The sequence below is a fragment of the Mesorhizobium sp. genome (genome assembly GCF_004963255.1).
Taxonomy (GTDB): Bacteria; Pseudomonadota; Alphaproteobacteria; order Rhizobiales; family Rhizobiaceae; genus Mesorhizobium.
Genome location: NZ_SUGA01000012.1, coordinates 124,993 through 141,326, shown reverse-complemented (window position 1 = coordinate 141,326; position 16,334 = coordinate 124,993). Strand labels below are relative to the sequence as shown.

Below are 16,334 nucleotides of genomic sequence, written 5' to 3'. Positions count from 1 at the left end.
TATGTGAGGCTGGCGCGGGCCGAGGAGCGCGAAGCGATTGCCGAATTCGGCGACGTCTATCGCAAATACATGACACAGGTTCCGGGATTCATTCCGAGCTGGAACCGGTTGTCCGGCGGGTCGGTCGGCGGCCCTGGACGAGGCCTTGCGCCATGACGCGGCACCGCCGATCCTGGCCGTTCTCGGCGATCCTGCTCGCGGTCTTCGGTGTGGCGCTCTTCTGCATCGGCGCCTTCTTCGTGTTCTTCCGGCCGCCGCTCCTGCCGGAGGACGTGCGGTTCGTCGGTCTGTCGCTGCAACAGCTTCAGGCCGAGCAGCCACGCATGGCATCGTGGCTCGAGCGCGTGTTTCAGGTGCTCGGCGGGTATGCCGTCGCCTCGGGCATCCTCACCGTCACGGTCGCCGTGACGTCGTTCCGGCGGCACGAGCGGTGGGCTCTTCTGGGCGTGCTCGCCGCCGGCGTCGCCTCCATCGGATGGATGGTCGTCGTCAACTTCGCCATAGAATCCGATTTCCGGTGGGCCTTGCTGGCTATCGCGATCCTATGGGCCGCGGGCGTGGGCATGTTCCTGGTCGAGCTCAGGCAAGCTGCCATGCGGGCAGGCAGGGCGGAGTGATCCATGTCCGACCCTGTCTTCACCGCGAAGGACCTCACCAAGACCTACGTCTCGGGCGAGTCGCAAGTGCACGCCCTGCGCGGCGTGAACCTGGAGATCTCGGCAGGGGAAGTGGTCGTCCTGCTCGGTCCGTCGGGCAGCGGGAAATCGACCTTGCTCAACATCATGGGCGGGCTCGATCACGCGAGCAGCGGCGAGCTGTTCTTCAAGGATTTGCGGCTGACCGGCCTCGATGACCGGGGGCTGACATCCTATCGCCGCCGCCACGTCGGTTTTGTGTTCCAGTTCTACAATTTGATCCCGAGCCTGACGGCCTACGAAAACGTCGCGCTGGTCACCGAGATTGCCGACGATCCGATGCGCCCCGAGGAAGCTCTCGCCCTCGTTGGACTGGAGCCGCGCATGCATCATTTCCCGGCGCAGCTGTCCGGCGGCGAGCAGCAGCGCGTCGCCATCGCCCGCGCGATCGCCAAGCGTCCGGAAGTGCTGCTGTGCGACGAGCCGACAGGCGCGCTCGACTCCAGGACAGGCGTTCGGGTGATCGATGCGCTGATGAAGGTCAATGCCGAACTCGGCACGACCACCGTCATCATCACCCACAACGCCATCATCCAGGAGGTCGCGCACCGGGTTCTGTTCTTCAGCGACGGGCAGATATCGAAGGCCATCACCAACGAAGCCCGGCGCGCCGTCGCCGAGCTGCAGTGGTGAAGACATGCGCGCCCTGGACATAAAGCTGTTGCGCGATCTCGTCCGCCTTTGGGCGCAGGCATTGGCCATCGCGCTGGTGGTCGGCGGCGGCGTGGCAACGCTTCTGCTTGCCGTCGGCTCCTACCGTTCTCTCGACGAGACGAGGACGGCCTATTACGAGCGCTACCGCTTCGCCGATGTCTTCGCCACCGTGCGACGGGCGCCGAAAGCTCTCCTCGGCCGGATCGCCGAGATTCCAGGCGTGGCGGCCGTCGATGCACGCATCGCACAGTTCGCGCTGCTCGAAACACCGGGCCTGACGGCTCCGGCCACCGGCGTGGTCATCTCGCTGCCCGAGATCGGCGAGCCGAAGCTCAATCGCCTCTATATGCGTGCGGGCCGCACGCCGGATCCGAGCCGGGACGACGAGGTCGTCGTCAATGAGACCTTCGCCGAAGCGCACCGGTTCACCCTGGGCTCGAGCTTCGCGGCGACCCTCAACGGTCGCAGGCGCGATCTGACGATCGTCGGCATCGCACTTTCTCCCGAATACATCTATGCCGTCGGCCCCGGCGACATCATGCCCGATGGCCACCGCTTCGGCGTCATCTGGATGTCCGAACGGGCTGTGGCCAGCGCCTATGATCTCGAAGACGCTTTTTCGTCGGTGTCGCTGAAGCTGCTGCCGGGAACGTCGGAGCGCGAGGTGATGATGCGTCTCGACAGCCTGCTCGATCGCTATGGCGGGCACGCTGCCTACGGGCGCAAGGACCAGACGTCGCATGCCTGGCTCGACCACGAGCTCGACATGCTCAACAACATGAGCCGCACGCTGCCGCCGATCTTCCTGCTGGTTTCGGCATTTCTTGTGAACCTCACCCTCAGCCGCCTCGTTTCGCTTGAGCGCGAGCAGATCGGCCTGGTGAAGGCACTCGGCTACCACAATGCCGGCATCGTCCTGCACTACCTGAAATTTGTAGGCGTCATCACGGCGGCCGGCATCGTCATCGGCAGCGTGATCGGCACCTGGCTCGGCAGCTATGTGACCGGAATATTCGCCGACTTTTTCCGCTTCCCGTTTCTGCTGTTCACCAAGAGCTCCGATCTCTACGTCGCGGCGGCGGGACTGAGCGCGTTTGCCGCTGCAATCGGCGCGCTGCGCGGCTTGCGCGAAGTCGTCAATCTGGCGCCCGCGGTTGCCATGCAGCCGCCGGCGCCGCCGGTTTTCCGCCGAACGCTGCCATTGAGCCTCAGCGCGGCCGGCCTTGTCTCGCAGCCGATGAGAATGATGCTGCGCAACGTCGCGAATCATCCAGTTCGATCCTTTCTCACCGCATTCGGCATGTCGCTGGCGACGGCGATCCTGATCGTGTCGCTCTTCACGAAGGGCACGATGGAGCAGCTCGTCGACGTAACCTACTTCCTCGCGGATCGGCAGGACGCCACTGTCAGCTTTTTCGAGAAGCGCCCGAGGGAAGTGGCCTTCCAGATTGCGAGGCTTCCCGGAGTGCTGAATGCGGAACCCTATCGAGAAGTCCAGGTCCGCATCCGCAATGGCCATGTCGAGCGCCGCATCATGATCCGCGCCAGGCCGCGCGGGGCGGAACTCAACCGTATCATCGATGCCGATCTCCGGCCGGTGGTCCTGCCGGAATCGGGCCTCGCGATCTCGGACATGCTAGCCAAGATACTCAAGGTGCGGGTCGGCGACACCGTCGAGGTCGATCTGCTCGACAGCGAGCGCCGGACGGTCTCGCTTCCGGTGGCGGCGCTGGTCGAGGACTATCTCGGCATGCGCGGGATGATGGACGAGGAAGCGCTCGCCAGGCTGCTGCGCGAAGCGCCGATGGCGAACGGGGTGAGCGTCAGCCTGGACAAGACCAGGCAGGACGAGTTCTACGCGGCGGTCAAGGCCATGCCGGTGGTGAGCAGCCTGGCTCTGCAGACGGCGTCCCTCGCCACTTTCCGCGACGCCGTGGCGCTTCTGGTCACGACGATGTCCAGCATCTACACGGGTCTCGCAGCCGTCATCGCGTTCGGCGTGGTTTACAACAACGCCCGTGTCTCGCTGTCCGAGCGGGCCCGGGAACTGGCAAGCCTGCGGGTGCTTGGCTTCACCCGCGGCGAAGTGCTCGGCATCCTTCTCTTTGAACTCGCGCTGTTGACCTTGATCGCGCAGCCGCCGGGCTGGGCCCTCGGCTATGCTCTTGCCTGGATCATGAAGACGAACCTGGCCGGCGAACTGATGCGGGTACGCCTGGTTGTCGAGCCTGCCACTTATGTCTTCGCCAGCGCGATCGTCATTACGGCGGCTGTGCTCTCCGCCCTGATCGTCCGCAGGCGGGTTAATCAGCTCGACCTCGTTGCTGTTCTCAAGACGCGGGATTGAAGACCATGCGCACCAGATCGATGACCAACTGGATGAGGAGAATCGGTGGCATCGCGGCCTTTGGCCTGATCGCCGCAACGGCGATCTGGTTCGCATGGCCGCAGCCGATTCCCGTCGACCTGGCGACGGTAGCCAAGGGTCCGATGGAGGTGACCGTCGATGACGAGGCCAAGACCGAGGTGCGGCACATCTACACGGTATCCGCGCCGATCGCCGGTAAGGTGCTCAGAATTTCGCCGCCGCATCATGTCGGAGACGAGGTAGCCAAGGACGAGACGGTGGTGGCGGTCATGCAGCCGACCATCCCCGGTCTCCACGATGTTCGCACGCACGAAGAACTGTTGGCGGCGCTTGGCGCGGCAGAAGCCGCCGTGACGTTCGCGGAAGCGGAGGTGAAACGTCTTGAGGCGGCGCTTGCATATTCGCGCACCGAACTCGATCGCGCTGAAAGGCTGGCCAAGTCCGGAGCGATTTCGCAGAACGCCCTCGACAAGGCGAAGTTCGAAGTGGACACCAACGAGGCAGCCTTGGCGAGCGCGAAGGCGCAGGTCGAAGTCCGGCGCAATGAACAGGCGATGATCCAGGCGCGGCTCGGCCAGCCTGCCGGAGATGTCACACCATCCGATCCGGCCTGCTGCGTCCAACTTCGTGCGCCGGTGAGCGGCCGCATCCTGAAGATCGTTCAGGAGAGCGAGGGCATGGTCCAGCCGGGCGCACCGCTTGTCGAGATCGGCGACCCGCGCGACCTGCAGGTGGCGGCGGACCTGCTCTCGACCGACGCGGTTCAGATCAGGCCCGGTGCCGCCGTCCGGATCGACGGTTGGGGCGGGCCCGCGCTTCAGGGCAAGGTGACGCGGATCGACCCGGCCGGGTTTCTCAAGGTCTCGGCGCTTGGGATCGAGGAGCAGCGCGTCCACACGGAGATCGATATCGTCGAACCCGCCGAGATGTGGTCGCAGCTTGGGCACGACTATCGCGTGATCGTGCACGTGACGAATTGGCGGGGCGACAATGTCCTTGGCGTCCCGGTGGCGGCACTGTTCCGGCAGGGCGACGACTGGGCCGTGTATCTCGCCGAGGCCGGACGGGCGCGCACGGTCGTAGTCAAGATCGGCCACCGGGACAGCAGGATGGCCGAGGTCGAGTCCGGCCTGTCGGAAGGCGATCGGGTCGTCCTGCACCCGAGCGACCGGGTGGGCGACGGCGTGGCCGTGCGCGAGCGGAGCGTTCGATAGCCCGGTCGGCCTGTAAGCTGCCCTGGGCCCTCCTTCGCCGAGGCTTCGGAGGGCATCCCGCTTCGCGTTGAGGAGAATTCGCGGATTTGTCCTGCAAAGCGCGCAACGCGAGGCAGGATGGCGGAGAGGGAGGGATTCCCTTTCACCTCTATGATACTGAAAATACTAGTCTTTTCGCGCTTTTTGTTACACAGTTTGTTACACAGCTACAACTACGATTTATAACCGCTCTAAGCTCGCAGCTTTTGGGCTCGCCTGCCCAATCCATCCGATCTGTCGAAACCGATGGCTTGTAGGACACTCCCGCGTGTGTACGTTGGGGCTTGGGTCAGAAGGTGACCCACAGCAAAGACGGGAGCGCCGCAGCGCAAAAGATCTCATCGGTCAAGGAACAGATAGTGAAGTAGCCTGTGACAATCGGCGCCAGCATCACCTCCAAAGCCGACCAGGAAAAACCCGCAAAAAACGTCGCCCTCAGATACCCCGTCGGCAATGAATATGGGACCGAAGTTGCGCGGCAGATCGGGCGTTAGATGCCTTCATGACATCTGAACCTGAGCAGGCTCCTACGCCGCGAGCCGGCACATTTCCGAACGGAGTTTCGTCCGGCTGCGCAAAAAGGTGCCCTGTCGAGACTTACTTGTTGGCCAAATGGCTTAGCAGGGACGAACTCGTGAAGAGATTGATAATGCAACACTATCAGTCGTTGTGCTGATCCGACAGGCTGTGCGTTTTGGCACGAAAATCATGGCGAAAAGCGCACCGGCACTTTACTCTCCAAATTATGATTCACCTCGATCCCGCGACCGCCAGCTCCTCTGCGCCGCCCTCCGTTCCCGCGTGGGCGATCACAAGCGCCGGCGCGCCGAGTGACGGCGACGCCGCCTTCCGGGCCGGCGCCGCCCTGGGTGCCCTCGACACGCTCGCCCGCGCGCAGGCAGCCTGGGCCGGCGCTTGGCGGCAGCGGCTGGCGGTTCGCTGCGCCGCCTCCAGCATGCGGCTCGCCGGCCGCGCCGAGGATGCGGCCGCCTTGCGCGATGCCTGGCATTTGCGTCCCCTACGTGCTGACCCCGGTCCCGCAGGCGCCGTCTTTGGCGCCTGGCGGCAGTTGGCCAGGCAGCCGCCCGCCGCTACGCCCGGCCGGCTCGGGAAGATACTCGACCAGCTTGGCCTCCATTGGGACGGCGCCGCGCTCGCCGACCTTTGCACGCAGATCGAAAAACTCGGGGTATCCCAGCGGTCGGCGCCATTCGACGCCGCGGCGATCGCCGCTGAGGTCGTCGCCATGCGTCCCGATGCCGAACTCTTTGGCTGGTGGCTCGCCGACCTGGTACTGGCGCAACGCCTGGGCTGGCCGCAGCCCCTGCCGCTCCTAATGGCGCAGGGTTTTGGACCATCTTTCCGCACCGAGGCCGGCGGTGGCCGGCGCATCCGGCCCGGGGACAAGAATTTTGAGCGGGCGGTTTGCATCGCGCTCGTCGCGGCCGCCGCGGACGCTTGTCGGTTGGCCGCCGAGCTGTCGCGCCGGGCCGAAAAACTCCTGGCGGTGGCGCCGAAACTGCGCGCCAAAGGCGCCGGCGACGTAATCTTTCTGCTGCTCAGTGAAGACGCCGTGTCCGGATCGCTGACGACGGACAATCTGTCGCGCTTTGCATCGCGACGGCTGTTCGAACGGCTGCAGCAACTGGAGGTCGTGCGCGAGCTCTCCGGCCGCCCCACATTCCGGCTGTTCGGGCTGTAGCGATGAGCGAAGCGTCCGCCCGCCGCAAGCCAAACGATCAGCCGGCGCTGCTCGACACCGAACTGGAACATCTGCCGCCGGAGCTGCGCTGGTGCGAATGGATGGCCCGCGTCGAAGCGGTGATCTTTGCGGCAAATGAACCGGTGACACGTAGTGTCCTCGCGCGGGTGGTGGGAAAAAACTGCAATATCGAGCTGATCATCGACGACATTCGCGCCGAACTCGCCGGCCGCCCTTACGAGCTGGTCGCGGTCGCCGGCGGCTGGCAGCACCGGACCAAAAAGGTTTTTGGCGACGCCATTCACGCAGCCTTCGGCACGGCAGCGGGCGAGGGAGCAAAAGAACTGTCGCAGGCGGAGGCGCTTGTCTTGATGTGCATTGCCTATTTCCAGCCGATCACCCGTGGCGAGCTGTCGAGCTTTTTCGGCAAGGAGGTGTCACGTGACCTGATCGGCGTGCTGCGCGCTGAGCAGCTGGTCGCCTCGGGGCCGCGCAGCCCGCAGCCGGGCGCGCCCTACACCTATGTGACGACCAAAACTTTTCTGTCGCAGTTCGGGCTCGACACGCTGCGCCAGCTGCCGGATTTCGAGGCGCTCGAGGACGCCGGGCTGCTGTCGAAGGAGAAGCTGCTGGATCATCCCAGGGTTTGCAGATATCGACGATGATGGCGCCAGCGCCGCGCTCGACGAATAGATGATCCCATCACGGCGGGACACACGCGATCTCGCCGCTCGTCACATAGAAGATTGCGCCACGCACGCCGTCTGGTCTCGCCGGCTGGGTCCTTCGCGTGACGGAAGGGAGGTGGCGGCACGCGTCCGCTTGTCGATGAAGGATAAGCGAACAGGCAATTGATCGAGCCTGGTCGCACATGTCGATCACCATTGAGAGCTCTCGAAGGGAGAAAGTTCAATTGAACCACGTCTACCTTGAGCTTCTCGCGACGATTGAGGCGTTAAGATCCAGCCCATCGGGGCGACCATTCAGACGCTGATGGACAAGGTTCGCGACCTTTCACAGACGATCAAAGCCCTGAAAGACGATCTCCACCAGACAGCCGGCTATGGCCTGCTAAGAACCTAGCCAGCCGGCGAGTGCCCATCCCGGCCATTGTCAGCGAGGCGGCCATCCCAACAAGATCGCCTTGCCGCCACCGCCAATGGCGGATGCTGACAGCAGCGCCATAAGAACGCCAACGTAGATGGGGAAGATCATCCTCGGGCTATTCGTCCTTCCAAATGACAGTCTTCCCCCGAAAATCCCAATGAAATTTGAGGTTGGCTTTCAGTACCTCGGTGGGGATCCTCGGCTCGATCGCTGTGTGGAGAGCGTTATACGTTTCTCGGCAGAAGCTCGGCGGCGGGACATTCAGCTTGTACCCCGACGGGTACCTAAAATCTTGCTGAGAATTCATCAGGTCAAGGTTGTTGGCAATCATCTTCACGTTCCCAATCGGCGGCATTCCTAGGGCCACTGCGGCTTCGTAAATGTCCTCGATCTTGTGACCGAAGCCGAGCCGGAGACCGCGTTTCGACACGCCCTTTGAAGCTAGATACGCTTTCAAGAGGAGTTCTAGGTGTGAGCTTTCGAGAGGTTGTCCATTCGGACCGGACCGAGGAGACTGGAGTTACCACGCTTCAGCATCCATCGGAGGGTCCGAATGAACATCCACAAGAATGCCCGTCTCACACCGCTGCGTCGAGAGGAGATGGCGTTATCGGTGATAGAAGGCGCTTTTTCCAAAGCCCATGCGGCGCGCGTCTATGGCGTGTCGGCCAAGATCGTGGCGCGCTGGGTCGAGCGCTATAAGACCAAAGGGCGGGCCGGCATGGTCGACCGCTCGTCGCGGCCCACCGTCATGCCGAGCCTGACCGAACAGTCCGTGGCCGAGCGCATCGCAGCCTTGCGTCGCCAGCGGCTGACCGGCAAGCACATCGCCCATGAGGTCGGCGTCTCGCCCGCCACCGTCAGCCGGGTTCTCAAGCGTGCCGGGCTGTCGCGGCTCAGGGATATCGAGCCGGCCGAACCGGTCCGGCGCTACGAGCGGGAGCATCCCGGCGAGATGATCCATATCGACATCAAGAAGCTCGGCCGCTTCAGCCAAGTCGGCCATCGTATCACCGGCGATCCGCAAAAGGGCAAGTCGCGCGGCGCCGGCTGGGAGTTCGTCCATGTCTGCATCGACGACGCGTCCCGCATCGCCTTCTCGCAAATCCTGCCCGACGAGAAAAAGGAGTGCGCCATCGCCTTCCTCAAGGCCGCGGTCGCCTATTACGCCAGCCTCGGCGTCACGATAGCCCGCGTCATGACCGACAACGGCTCCTGCTACAGATCAAAGGCCTTCGCCAAGGCCTGCCGCGATCTCGGCCTCAAGCACGTCACGACAAGACCCTATACGCCCAAGACCAATGGCAAGGCCGAGCGCTTCATCCAGACAGCACTGCGCGAATGGGCCTACGCCATTGCCTATCCGACATCCGATCATCGTGCCGCCGAACTGCCTGTCTGGCTGCACAGATACAATTGGCATCGTCCACATGGCAGCCTAAAGTCAAAAACGCCTATCAGTCGCCTCGCCCTGATCGAGGACAACCTGTTGAAGCTCCACACCTAGTGCTTGACCGCGCCCTCCGTAAGGGCGCGTACGAAGTATCGTTGCAGGAGGAGAAACAGCACCACGACGGGCACGCTCATCATGAAGCTGGCCGCCATCAGGCCAGGAAAGTCCGTCGTGTTCTCCGAGAAGAAACGCTGGATGCCGACAGGCAGCGTCAGCTGTTCGTTCTTGGAGAGGAAGGTGTAGGCGTAGATGTACTCGTTCCAGGCGCCGATGAAGGAATAGATCGCGGTGGCGATGATGCCCGGCGTCGAGAGCGGCATCACGATCAGCATGAAGGCCTGGAACCGCGTTGCGCCGTCGATGCGCGCCGCCTGCTCGAGCTGCACCGGGATGTTGTCGTAAAAGCCCTTCAACAGCCAGATCGCCAGCGGCAGTCCGAAGGTGAGGTAGGTCAGCACAAGCGATCCATGAGTGTTCACCAGCCCGATCGCGCGCATCAGGATGAAGAGCGGCACGAGGAAGATCACCGCCGGGAACATGTTGCGCAGCAGGACGGCGAAGAACAGGAAGTTCCGGCCCGGGAAGGTGAAGCGCGAGAACGCGTAGGCAGCGGGAACCGCCACGATCACCGAAAGGATGGTTGTGGCGGTCGAGACGATGAGACTGTTCCAGAAGAAGCGCAGGAAATCCTGGCCAACGCTGTTCTGCGGATCGAGCAGTTTCTGATAGCTGTCGAGGGTCGGTTGGTCAGGCCACCATTGCGGCGGAAACTGCATCGCCGCGAAGCCGGACTTGATCGAGGTGAGCAGCATCCAGATCATCGGCAGCGCGGTGTAAAGCAGCATGAACACCAGGAAGACGCGCCCGCCCCATCGCCACCCGTCGACACGCATGCGGCGAGCGGATTGGCCTCGTGAGATTGTCTCGGAAACCGTGCTCATGCGCTGCCGTCCTTCCGCTCGTTGCCGCTCAGCGCGCGGACATAGAAGTAGCCGAGCGTCATCAGGATGATGAACAGAAGCACCGAATAGGCCGATGCCACGCCCCAGCGCTGGCGGCCGAAGGCAAGTTCGTAGATGTGGGTGATCCAGATATGCGAAGCGTTGGACGGACCGCCGCCGGTCATAATCCAGGGGATGATGAAGGAGTTGAAGTTGGCGACCGCGAGCAGCAGGATCGTCACCGTCGAGACATTGCGCAAATGTGGGAAGGTGACGTGCCAGAAGCGTTGCCACGCGTTGGCGCCGTCGACTTTCGCAGCGCGCAACAACTGTTCGGGAACGGTCTGCAGACCGGCCGTCATCATGATCATGGCGAACGGAAACTCGCGCCAGATGTTGACGACGATCAGCGAGGGCAGCACCGTTGACACGCTGTCGATGAAATTCGGCGGCCGCTCGGCCCATCCGAGCTCGACCAGTATCGCGCCGATAATCCCGAAATCCGAATGGTAGATCCACTTCCAGATATAGGAGGCGGCGACCGCGCTGATGACCCAGGGAATGATGAGAATGGCGCGCAGGACGCCGCGGCCGACAAAGTCGCGATGCAGCGCCAGCGCGGCGGCAAAGCCGAGCACGAAGGAAAAGAAAGTGGATGCGACTGTCCAGATCAGGGTGTTGAAGGTGACCTGCCAGAACACCCCGCTGGTCAGGATGGCCGTGTAGTTGTTGAAACCGACGAAGATCTTGTCGCGAAGCTGCAGGCCGGGCGGCGTGTTGAAGAAGGACAGCTCGATCGTATAGTAGATCGGATAGGCGATGACGATGAGCATCACGGCAATCGCCGGAAGCACATAGGCATAGTCGGCGCGATGCTCCCACATCTTGCGGAGCACATCGGACCTGGCGGATTGCAGTCTTCGGCGAGCCTCGGCCTTGCCGCTCACGATCGTCACTTTGGCGTGCCCTTGTTCATCGGAACGAAGCGGCTGCGTTGTCGGCGCAGCCGGTGAGATCGCAGGTCGGGCTTTGCTTAAAGACCGCCGCCCATTAGATCCTTGACCTTCTTGGCCGCGTCATCCGCCGCCTGGTCGACGGTCATCGCTCCGGTCAGGGCATTCTGCAGCATGTCCGGGACGATGATGTTCATGATCTCGGGCGATTGCGGCAGGGCCGGGAAGGGGATGCCGTATGGCAGCATCGACGTCGTGACATCGAGGAACTTGATGCTGTCCAGACGCTCCTTCATCCATTTGGTCTTGAAGCCGTTGAGGTTGCCGGGGTTCGAGCCGGCGTAAGCCATCTTCAGTGACCATTCGGGGCTCGTCCACATGCAGATGATGGCCTTTGCCGCCGGCTCGTCCACCTTGCCGCCCTCGACATATTCGGGCTTCAGGATGTGAATGTTCGAGCCGCCGAAGACGACGGCGCGCTTGCCGTCGGGACCGGTCGGAATGAGGCCGTAGCGCATGTTGTCGATGACGGTCTGCGCCTTGTCCTTGTCGGTGCCCGTCGCCTTTTTTTGCAGGTCGAGCATGACATTGTAGTCGGACGGATGCGAGATCATCATGCCGAGCTGACCGGCCAGGAACAGCGGCTGGTTGTCGGCCTGCTGGTTGGTGAGCGCCGAAACCGGAACCGATTTGTCGCGGACATACATGTCGTAGGAAGCCTGCAGCGCCGCCTTGCTCTGCGGGCTGTTGAGCAGGACTTCCTTGTAGGTTGGGCTGGGTGCCGCTTCGTCGAACACGCCGCCGCCATAGGCCCATAGCTGCGGCATGAAGCGGTAGGGCGTGTTGCCGGCATTCTTGCGCGCCACGAGGCCGTAGCCGGCAATGCCTAGCTTGTCGTGGATCTGCTTCGAGTATTTGACGACGTCGTCCCAGGTTGCCGGCGGCTTGTTCGGATCGAGACCCGCGCGCTTGAAGATGTCGGCGTTCCAGATGAACGCCATCGTCTCGTTGTTGGTCGGAATGCCGTAGGTCACGCCGTCCCAGGTCACGGCTTTCATGGCGCCGGGCCAGAAATCCTCGGTCGAATAGCCGACGTCCTCGGGTTTCAGCGGCTGCAGATAGCCCTTCGAGGCGAACTCGGTTCCGCCCAGGATTTGCAGGCGGACCGCCATCGGAGCGGCATTGCCAAGGAGCGCCGTGCGGAACTTGTCGAGCAGGTCGTTGTAGGTGAGGGCCTGTTCCTCGAGTTGGATGTTCGGGTAGGTCTTGCGGAAGGTCGCGAAGAAGTCCTTGTAGTACTGGCGCAGCAGATCGGGGTCGCCCTCGAACACGCCCTGATACCAGAAAGTCAGTCGCCCCTTGTAGTCGAGCGGGGTGACCTTGGCGCAATCGCCGGCGGTGTCGAAATCCTGCGTGCCGGCAATCGAACGCACATATTCCGGCGACCACTTGCTCAGGTCGACCGGCGGCGCGGCAAGAGCCGAGCCCGACATCAGCGATATCGTCAATGCAGTGGAAACAGCGCCGCGCAGCACGGCACCGCCGACTGTGATCCTCCTCATAGGTCTCCTCCCAGGTTCTCCTACGCCGCTCTGCGCCTAGGCAAGCGGTCCTTCGTCGTTTCGATCGCGGGGATATTTCTCCGCCCTAATGTATCCCTTCGATCACTTCATACGTTTTCAGATCGCAGAATAGCTGTCAACGCAACAAATCGTACATTGTTTGTCGAAGATGTGCGTGATATCGATCGGATCGTGTAGTGACTATGGGGGATGGCCTTGGCGGAAACGAGCGATTTCAAAGCAGAACCACCCGAGGGGATTGACGCTCTCGGGGCATCAAGCGAGGGCGCCTCGCTTTACGAGCAGATAAGGGAAGACATCATCGAGGGACGGCTGGCCGCCAACGAGCGGCTCGTGGTCACCGATCTCGCCCGCCGTCATGGCACCTCGACCAATCCCGTGCGCGAGGCGCTGCAATTGTTGCGCGGCGAGGGCTTCGTCACCTTCGTTCCCAACCGGGGCGCGCGCGTCCGGCCCATAGATCAGGACTTCGTCCGAGATATCTACGAGATCGGCGTTCTCATCGAGCCCGCCCTGACCCGCTGGTTCGTGGGAATGGCGACCGAGGAGGACATCGCCGAGCTCGAACGTCTCCAGAGCCTGATCGAAGAGAACAACTTCGCCGACACGTTCAGGCACAGCGAGCTGGATACCGCGTTCCACACCGTGATGTACCAGCGGCACTACAACCGCCATGCCGCCGAGCTCTGGTGGAAGCACCGCGAGGTGCTTCGGGCGGTCAGCCGGCGTTTCAATTTCACGCTTGCCCGGCGCGCCGCGATCATCCGCGAGCACCGCGAGCTCATCGCGCTCGTGAAATCGGGAGAGGCCGACAAGGCGGCCGAACTCATTGCCCGCCATGTCGAGGGCTCCGGCCGGCATGTCCTCGAACACATGCGCGCGCGCAGCGCCGCCCGGGCAGGGTAGCGGATCCGCAACATCGTCAGCCGGGCCATTTCAGGGAGGATAGTCCAGATGAAAATCACGAGCATTCGGCCATGGCTGATCAAGTCCGGCGCTTCCTACTGGGGAGAGTACCTGTTCGTCGAAGTGACGACCGACGAAGGGGTCAGCGGGTGGGGCGAGATCACCACCACGACGAAGCTCGCCAACCGCGCGCTCTGCACGATCCTGCGCCAGATCGGGCTTGCCGTTGCAGGCGAGGACCCGGCGCGCATCGAACATCTGTGGCACAAGATCTTCCGCAGCTTCACCTATATGGGCAGCCGCGGCGCCGCCGTGGAATGCGTGAGCGCCATCGACATCGCGCTCTGGGACATCCGCGGCAAAGTCCTCGGCAAGCCGATCTATGAGCTGCTGGGCGGGCCGGTGCGCGATGAAATCGCGCTTTACACCCATCCCAACCAGGCCAAATTCACCAGCAAGGAAGCGGTGGTCCGCGAAATTCGCGACATCGTGGAATCCGGTCACACCGGGCTCAAATTCGATCCGTTCCCGCACCAAGGGCCTAGCGTCGATGGCATCGCCCGCGAAAGACGGGACGGCTATCTCGACGGCGGCATGACCCGCAAGGACGAGCGCGAAGCCGCCGAACTGACAGCGCTTATCCGCGAGACGGCGGGGCCCGATGTCGACATCCTTATCGACGCGCATGGCCGCTTTGACGTTCCCACCGCCATCCGCCTCTGCCGCAGCCTCGAGGAAGCCGGCCAGATCGACTGGTTCGAGGAGCCCTGCCCGCCCGAGAGCCTCAATGCGCTCAAGCAGGTGCGCGACAAGGTCAGTGCGCCCATCTCATGGGGCGAGCGCGGCCACACGAAATGGGATTTCGTGCCGGTGCTCGAGAACAAGCTCGCCGACTACATCATGCCCGACGTCACCTGGACCGGCGGCATCACCGAGCTCAAGAAGATTTCCGCCCTTTGCGAGGCCTATTACATCCCGGTCTCGCCGCATGACGCCGCGGGTCCGATCAACGTGGTCGCGGGAGCGCAGGTGATGATGACCGTGCCCAACTTCTACAAGCTTGAAACCTCGGAGTGGGACCTCTCCAAATACGATCACCTCATCGACAAGCCGCTCGAGGTGTCGAACGGCAACCTCAAGCTGACGTCGAAGCCGGGTCTCGGTGTCGAGATGAACCGCGACTACCTGCAGGCCCACGAGATCGAGCTGGGCTAGCACTGCTTAAAGCAGGCCCGGCGGGCGGGGCCACTCCCAGCGGAACGAGGACAAATCATGCCAAAGACGGATGGAGCCGATGAGGCTCTCAATCGCATCAACACGAATTCCAGGCCGTCCAACCTGCGCATTACCGACATGCGGGTGGCCGAGATCGTCGGCGCGCCCTTCACCTCGACGCTGCTCAAGATCTACACCAACCAGGGCATTGTCGGGCTCGGCGAGGTGCGCGACGGCGCCAGCGCCACCTTTGCGCTGATGCTGAAGAGCCGGCTGCTCGGCGAGAACCCCTGCGACATCGACCGCCTGTTCCGCCGTATCAAACAGTTCGGCGGTCATGGGCGGCAGGGCGGCGGCGTCTCGGCGGTCGAGATTGCGCTCTGGGATCTCGCCGGCAAGGCCTATGGCGTGCCAATCTACCAGATGCTCGGCGGCAAGTTTCGCGACCAGGTGCGCGTCTATTGCGATACGGACGCCGAGAAGCCCAGCGGCACCGAGACCGGCAAGCGCCTGAAGGCGCGCATGGAGCGCGGCTTCACCTTCCTCAAGATGGATCTGGGCCTGATGCAGATCGCCCACATTCCGGGCGCCGTGACAGCGCCCGCCGGCGCGCTCGAAGGGGTCCGCGCCAATCCGCGCGGCCGCGGCGGTACGCTCGATGAGCGCAAGGCCCGCAATCTCGCCTATGATGCGCAGAACGTGCAGCACCCGTTCACAGGCCTGCATTTCACCGAAAAGGGCATAGACCTGCTGGAGCAATATATCCACGAGGTCCGCGAGGTCATCGGCTACGAGATTCCGCTAGCCATCGATCATGTCGGCCACATCTCGCTGCAGGACGGCATCCGCCTGTCGCGCCGTATCGAGAAATACGTGCCGGCATGGCTCGAGGACGTGATCCCCTGGCAGTACACCGAACAGTACCGGCAATTGCAGCAGGCGACGTCGGTGCCGATCTGCACCGGCGAGGATATTTATCTCAAGGAGGGCTTCGAGCCGCTGCTGAGGAGCGGCGGCCTCTCCGTTATCCATCCGGACCTGCTCACCAGCGGCGGCATCCTCGAGACCAAGAAGATCGGCGACATGGCGCAGGATCACGGCGTCGCCATGGCGATCCACATGGCCGAAAGCCCAATTGCGGCGATGGCCGCGGCGCATGTCGCGACCGCGACCGAAAACTTCATGGCGCTCGAATACCACTCCGCCGATGTCGACTGGTGGGATGACATCGTCACGGGTCTTCCCAAGCCGCTCGTCAAGGACGGCTTCATCACCATTCCGGACAAGCCGGGTCTCGGGATCGACGACGTCGTCGACGAAGTGATCTCTCAGCATCTGCAGCCCGGTGTCACAGGGATATGGCAATCCACCGAGCATTGGGACAATGAACATAGCTGGGACCGGACCTGGAGTTAGCCCGGACGCCCTTGCCCTCATCCCCAAGGTCACAGAGCCACGGACCGACCATTCGTGTCGACCTCTCCCACGGGAGAGGCGAAGAGAG

At 63.0% G+C, this 16,334-nt stretch carries 13 protein-coding genes; 10 read left to right on the top strand and 3 right to left on the bottom strand.

Annotation, left to right across the window (positions count from 1 at the left end; translation table 11 throughout):
* Positions 1-152: 152 nt before the first annotated feature.
* From E5X34_RS15720 to E5X34_RS15690, 7 genes are all read left to right on the top strand, one after another.
* Positions 153-617: a hypothetical protein gene (locus E5X34_RS15720; RefSeq protein WP_292566301.1), complete on the top strand. Its 465-nt coding sequence runs from the start codon at positions 153-155 to the stop codon at positions 615-617.
* Positions 618-620: 3 nt separating this feature from the next.
* Entirely contained in the window at positions 621-1,328 is a 708-nt protein-coding gene (locus E5X34_RS15715; protein ID WP_292566298.1) for an ABC transporter ATP-binding protein, read from the top strand.
* A gap of 4 nt (positions 1,329-1,332) precedes the next feature.
* Positions 1,333-3,696, top strand: a complete 2,364-nt coding sequence (locus E5X34_RS15710; RefSeq protein ID WP_292566295.1) for an ABC transporter permease — start codon at positions 1,333-1,335, stop codon at positions 3,694-3,696.
* Positions 3,697-3,701: 5 nt separating this feature from the next.
* Positions 3,702-4,931, top strand: coding sequence for an HlyD family efflux transporter periplasmic adaptor subunit (locus tag E5X34_RS15705; RefSeq protein ID WP_292566293.1), 1,230 nt, complete (start codon positions 3,702-3,704; stop codon positions 4,929-4,931).
* A 784-nt stretch (positions 4,932-5,715) separates the two neighbouring features.
* Positions 5,716-6,672 carry a DUF1403 family protein gene (locus E5X34_RS15700; protein WP_127247273.1) on the top strand — a complete coding sequence of 319 codons (957 nt, stop codon included), beginning with the start codon at positions 5,716-5,718 and terminating at the stop codon, positions 6,670-6,672.
* A gap of 2 nt (positions 6,673-6,674) precedes the next feature.
* On the top strand, positions 6,675-7,337 hold the full coding sequence (locus E5X34_RS15695; protein WP_063169436.1) for an SMC-Scp complex subunit ScpB: 663 nt from the start codon (positions 6,675-6,677) through the stop codon (positions 7,335-7,337).
* Positions 7,338-8,332: 995 nt separating this feature from the next.
* Positions 8,333-9,286 carry an IS481 family transposase gene (locus tag E5X34_RS15690; RefSeq protein ID WP_063169259.1) on the top strand — a complete coding sequence of 318 codons (954 nt, stop codon included), beginning with the start codon at positions 8,333-8,335 and terminating at the stop codon, positions 9,284-9,286.
* Here E5X34_RS15690 and E5X34_RS15685 read toward each other — a convergent pair.
* The 3 genes from E5X34_RS15685 to E5X34_RS15675 form a co-directional block, all read right to left on the bottom strand.
* Positions 9,283-10,173 (bottom strand): carbohydrate ABC transporter permease, encoded by an 891-nt coding sequence (locus tag E5X34_RS15685; protein ID WP_042638767.1) that lies wholly within the window; start codon positions 10,171-10,173, stop codon positions 9,283-9,285. The genes E5X34_RS15690 and E5X34_RS15685 overlap by 4 nt on opposite strands.
* On the bottom strand, positions 10,170-11,129 hold the full coding sequence (locus tag E5X34_RS15680) for a sugar ABC transporter permease (protein WP_292566291.1): 960 nt from the start codon (positions 11,127-11,129) through the stop codon (positions 10,170-10,172). Before E5X34_RS15680 ends, E5X34_RS15685 begins: the two co-directional genes overlap by 4 nt.
* Before the next feature lie 77 nt (positions 11,130-11,206).
* On the bottom strand, positions 11,207-12,688 hold the full coding sequence (locus E5X34_RS15675) for a sugar ABC transporter substrate-binding protein (protein WP_292566288.1): 1,482 nt from the start codon (positions 12,686-12,688) through the stop codon (positions 11,207-11,209).
* Between the two features lie 216 nt (positions 12,689-12,904).
* Between E5X34_RS15675 and E5X34_RS15670 the strand changes: the two genes are divergently transcribed.
* The 3 genes from E5X34_RS15670 to E5X34_RS15660 are packed head-to-tail and all read left to right on the top strand — an operon-like array spanning position 12,905 to position 16,246.
* On the top strand, positions 12,905-13,615 hold the full coding sequence (locus E5X34_RS15670; RefSeq protein WP_292566285.1) for a GntR family transcriptional regulator: 711 nt from the start codon (positions 12,905-12,907) through the stop codon (positions 13,613-13,615).
* Positions 13,616-13,663: 48 nt separating this feature from the next.
* Positions 13,664-14,830, top strand: coding sequence for a mandelate racemase/muconate lactonizing enzyme family protein (locus tag E5X34_RS15665; RefSeq protein ID WP_292566282.1), 1,167 nt, complete (start codon positions 13,664-13,666; stop codon positions 14,828-14,830).
* 57 nt (positions 14,831-14,887) lie between these two features.
* Positions 14,888-16,246 (top strand): mandelate racemase/muconate lactonizing enzyme family protein, encoded by a 1,359-nt coding sequence (locus tag E5X34_RS15660; protein WP_292566280.1) that lies wholly within the window; start codon positions 14,888-14,890, stop codon positions 16,244-16,246.
* Positions 16,247-16,334: the final 88 nt, after the last annotated feature.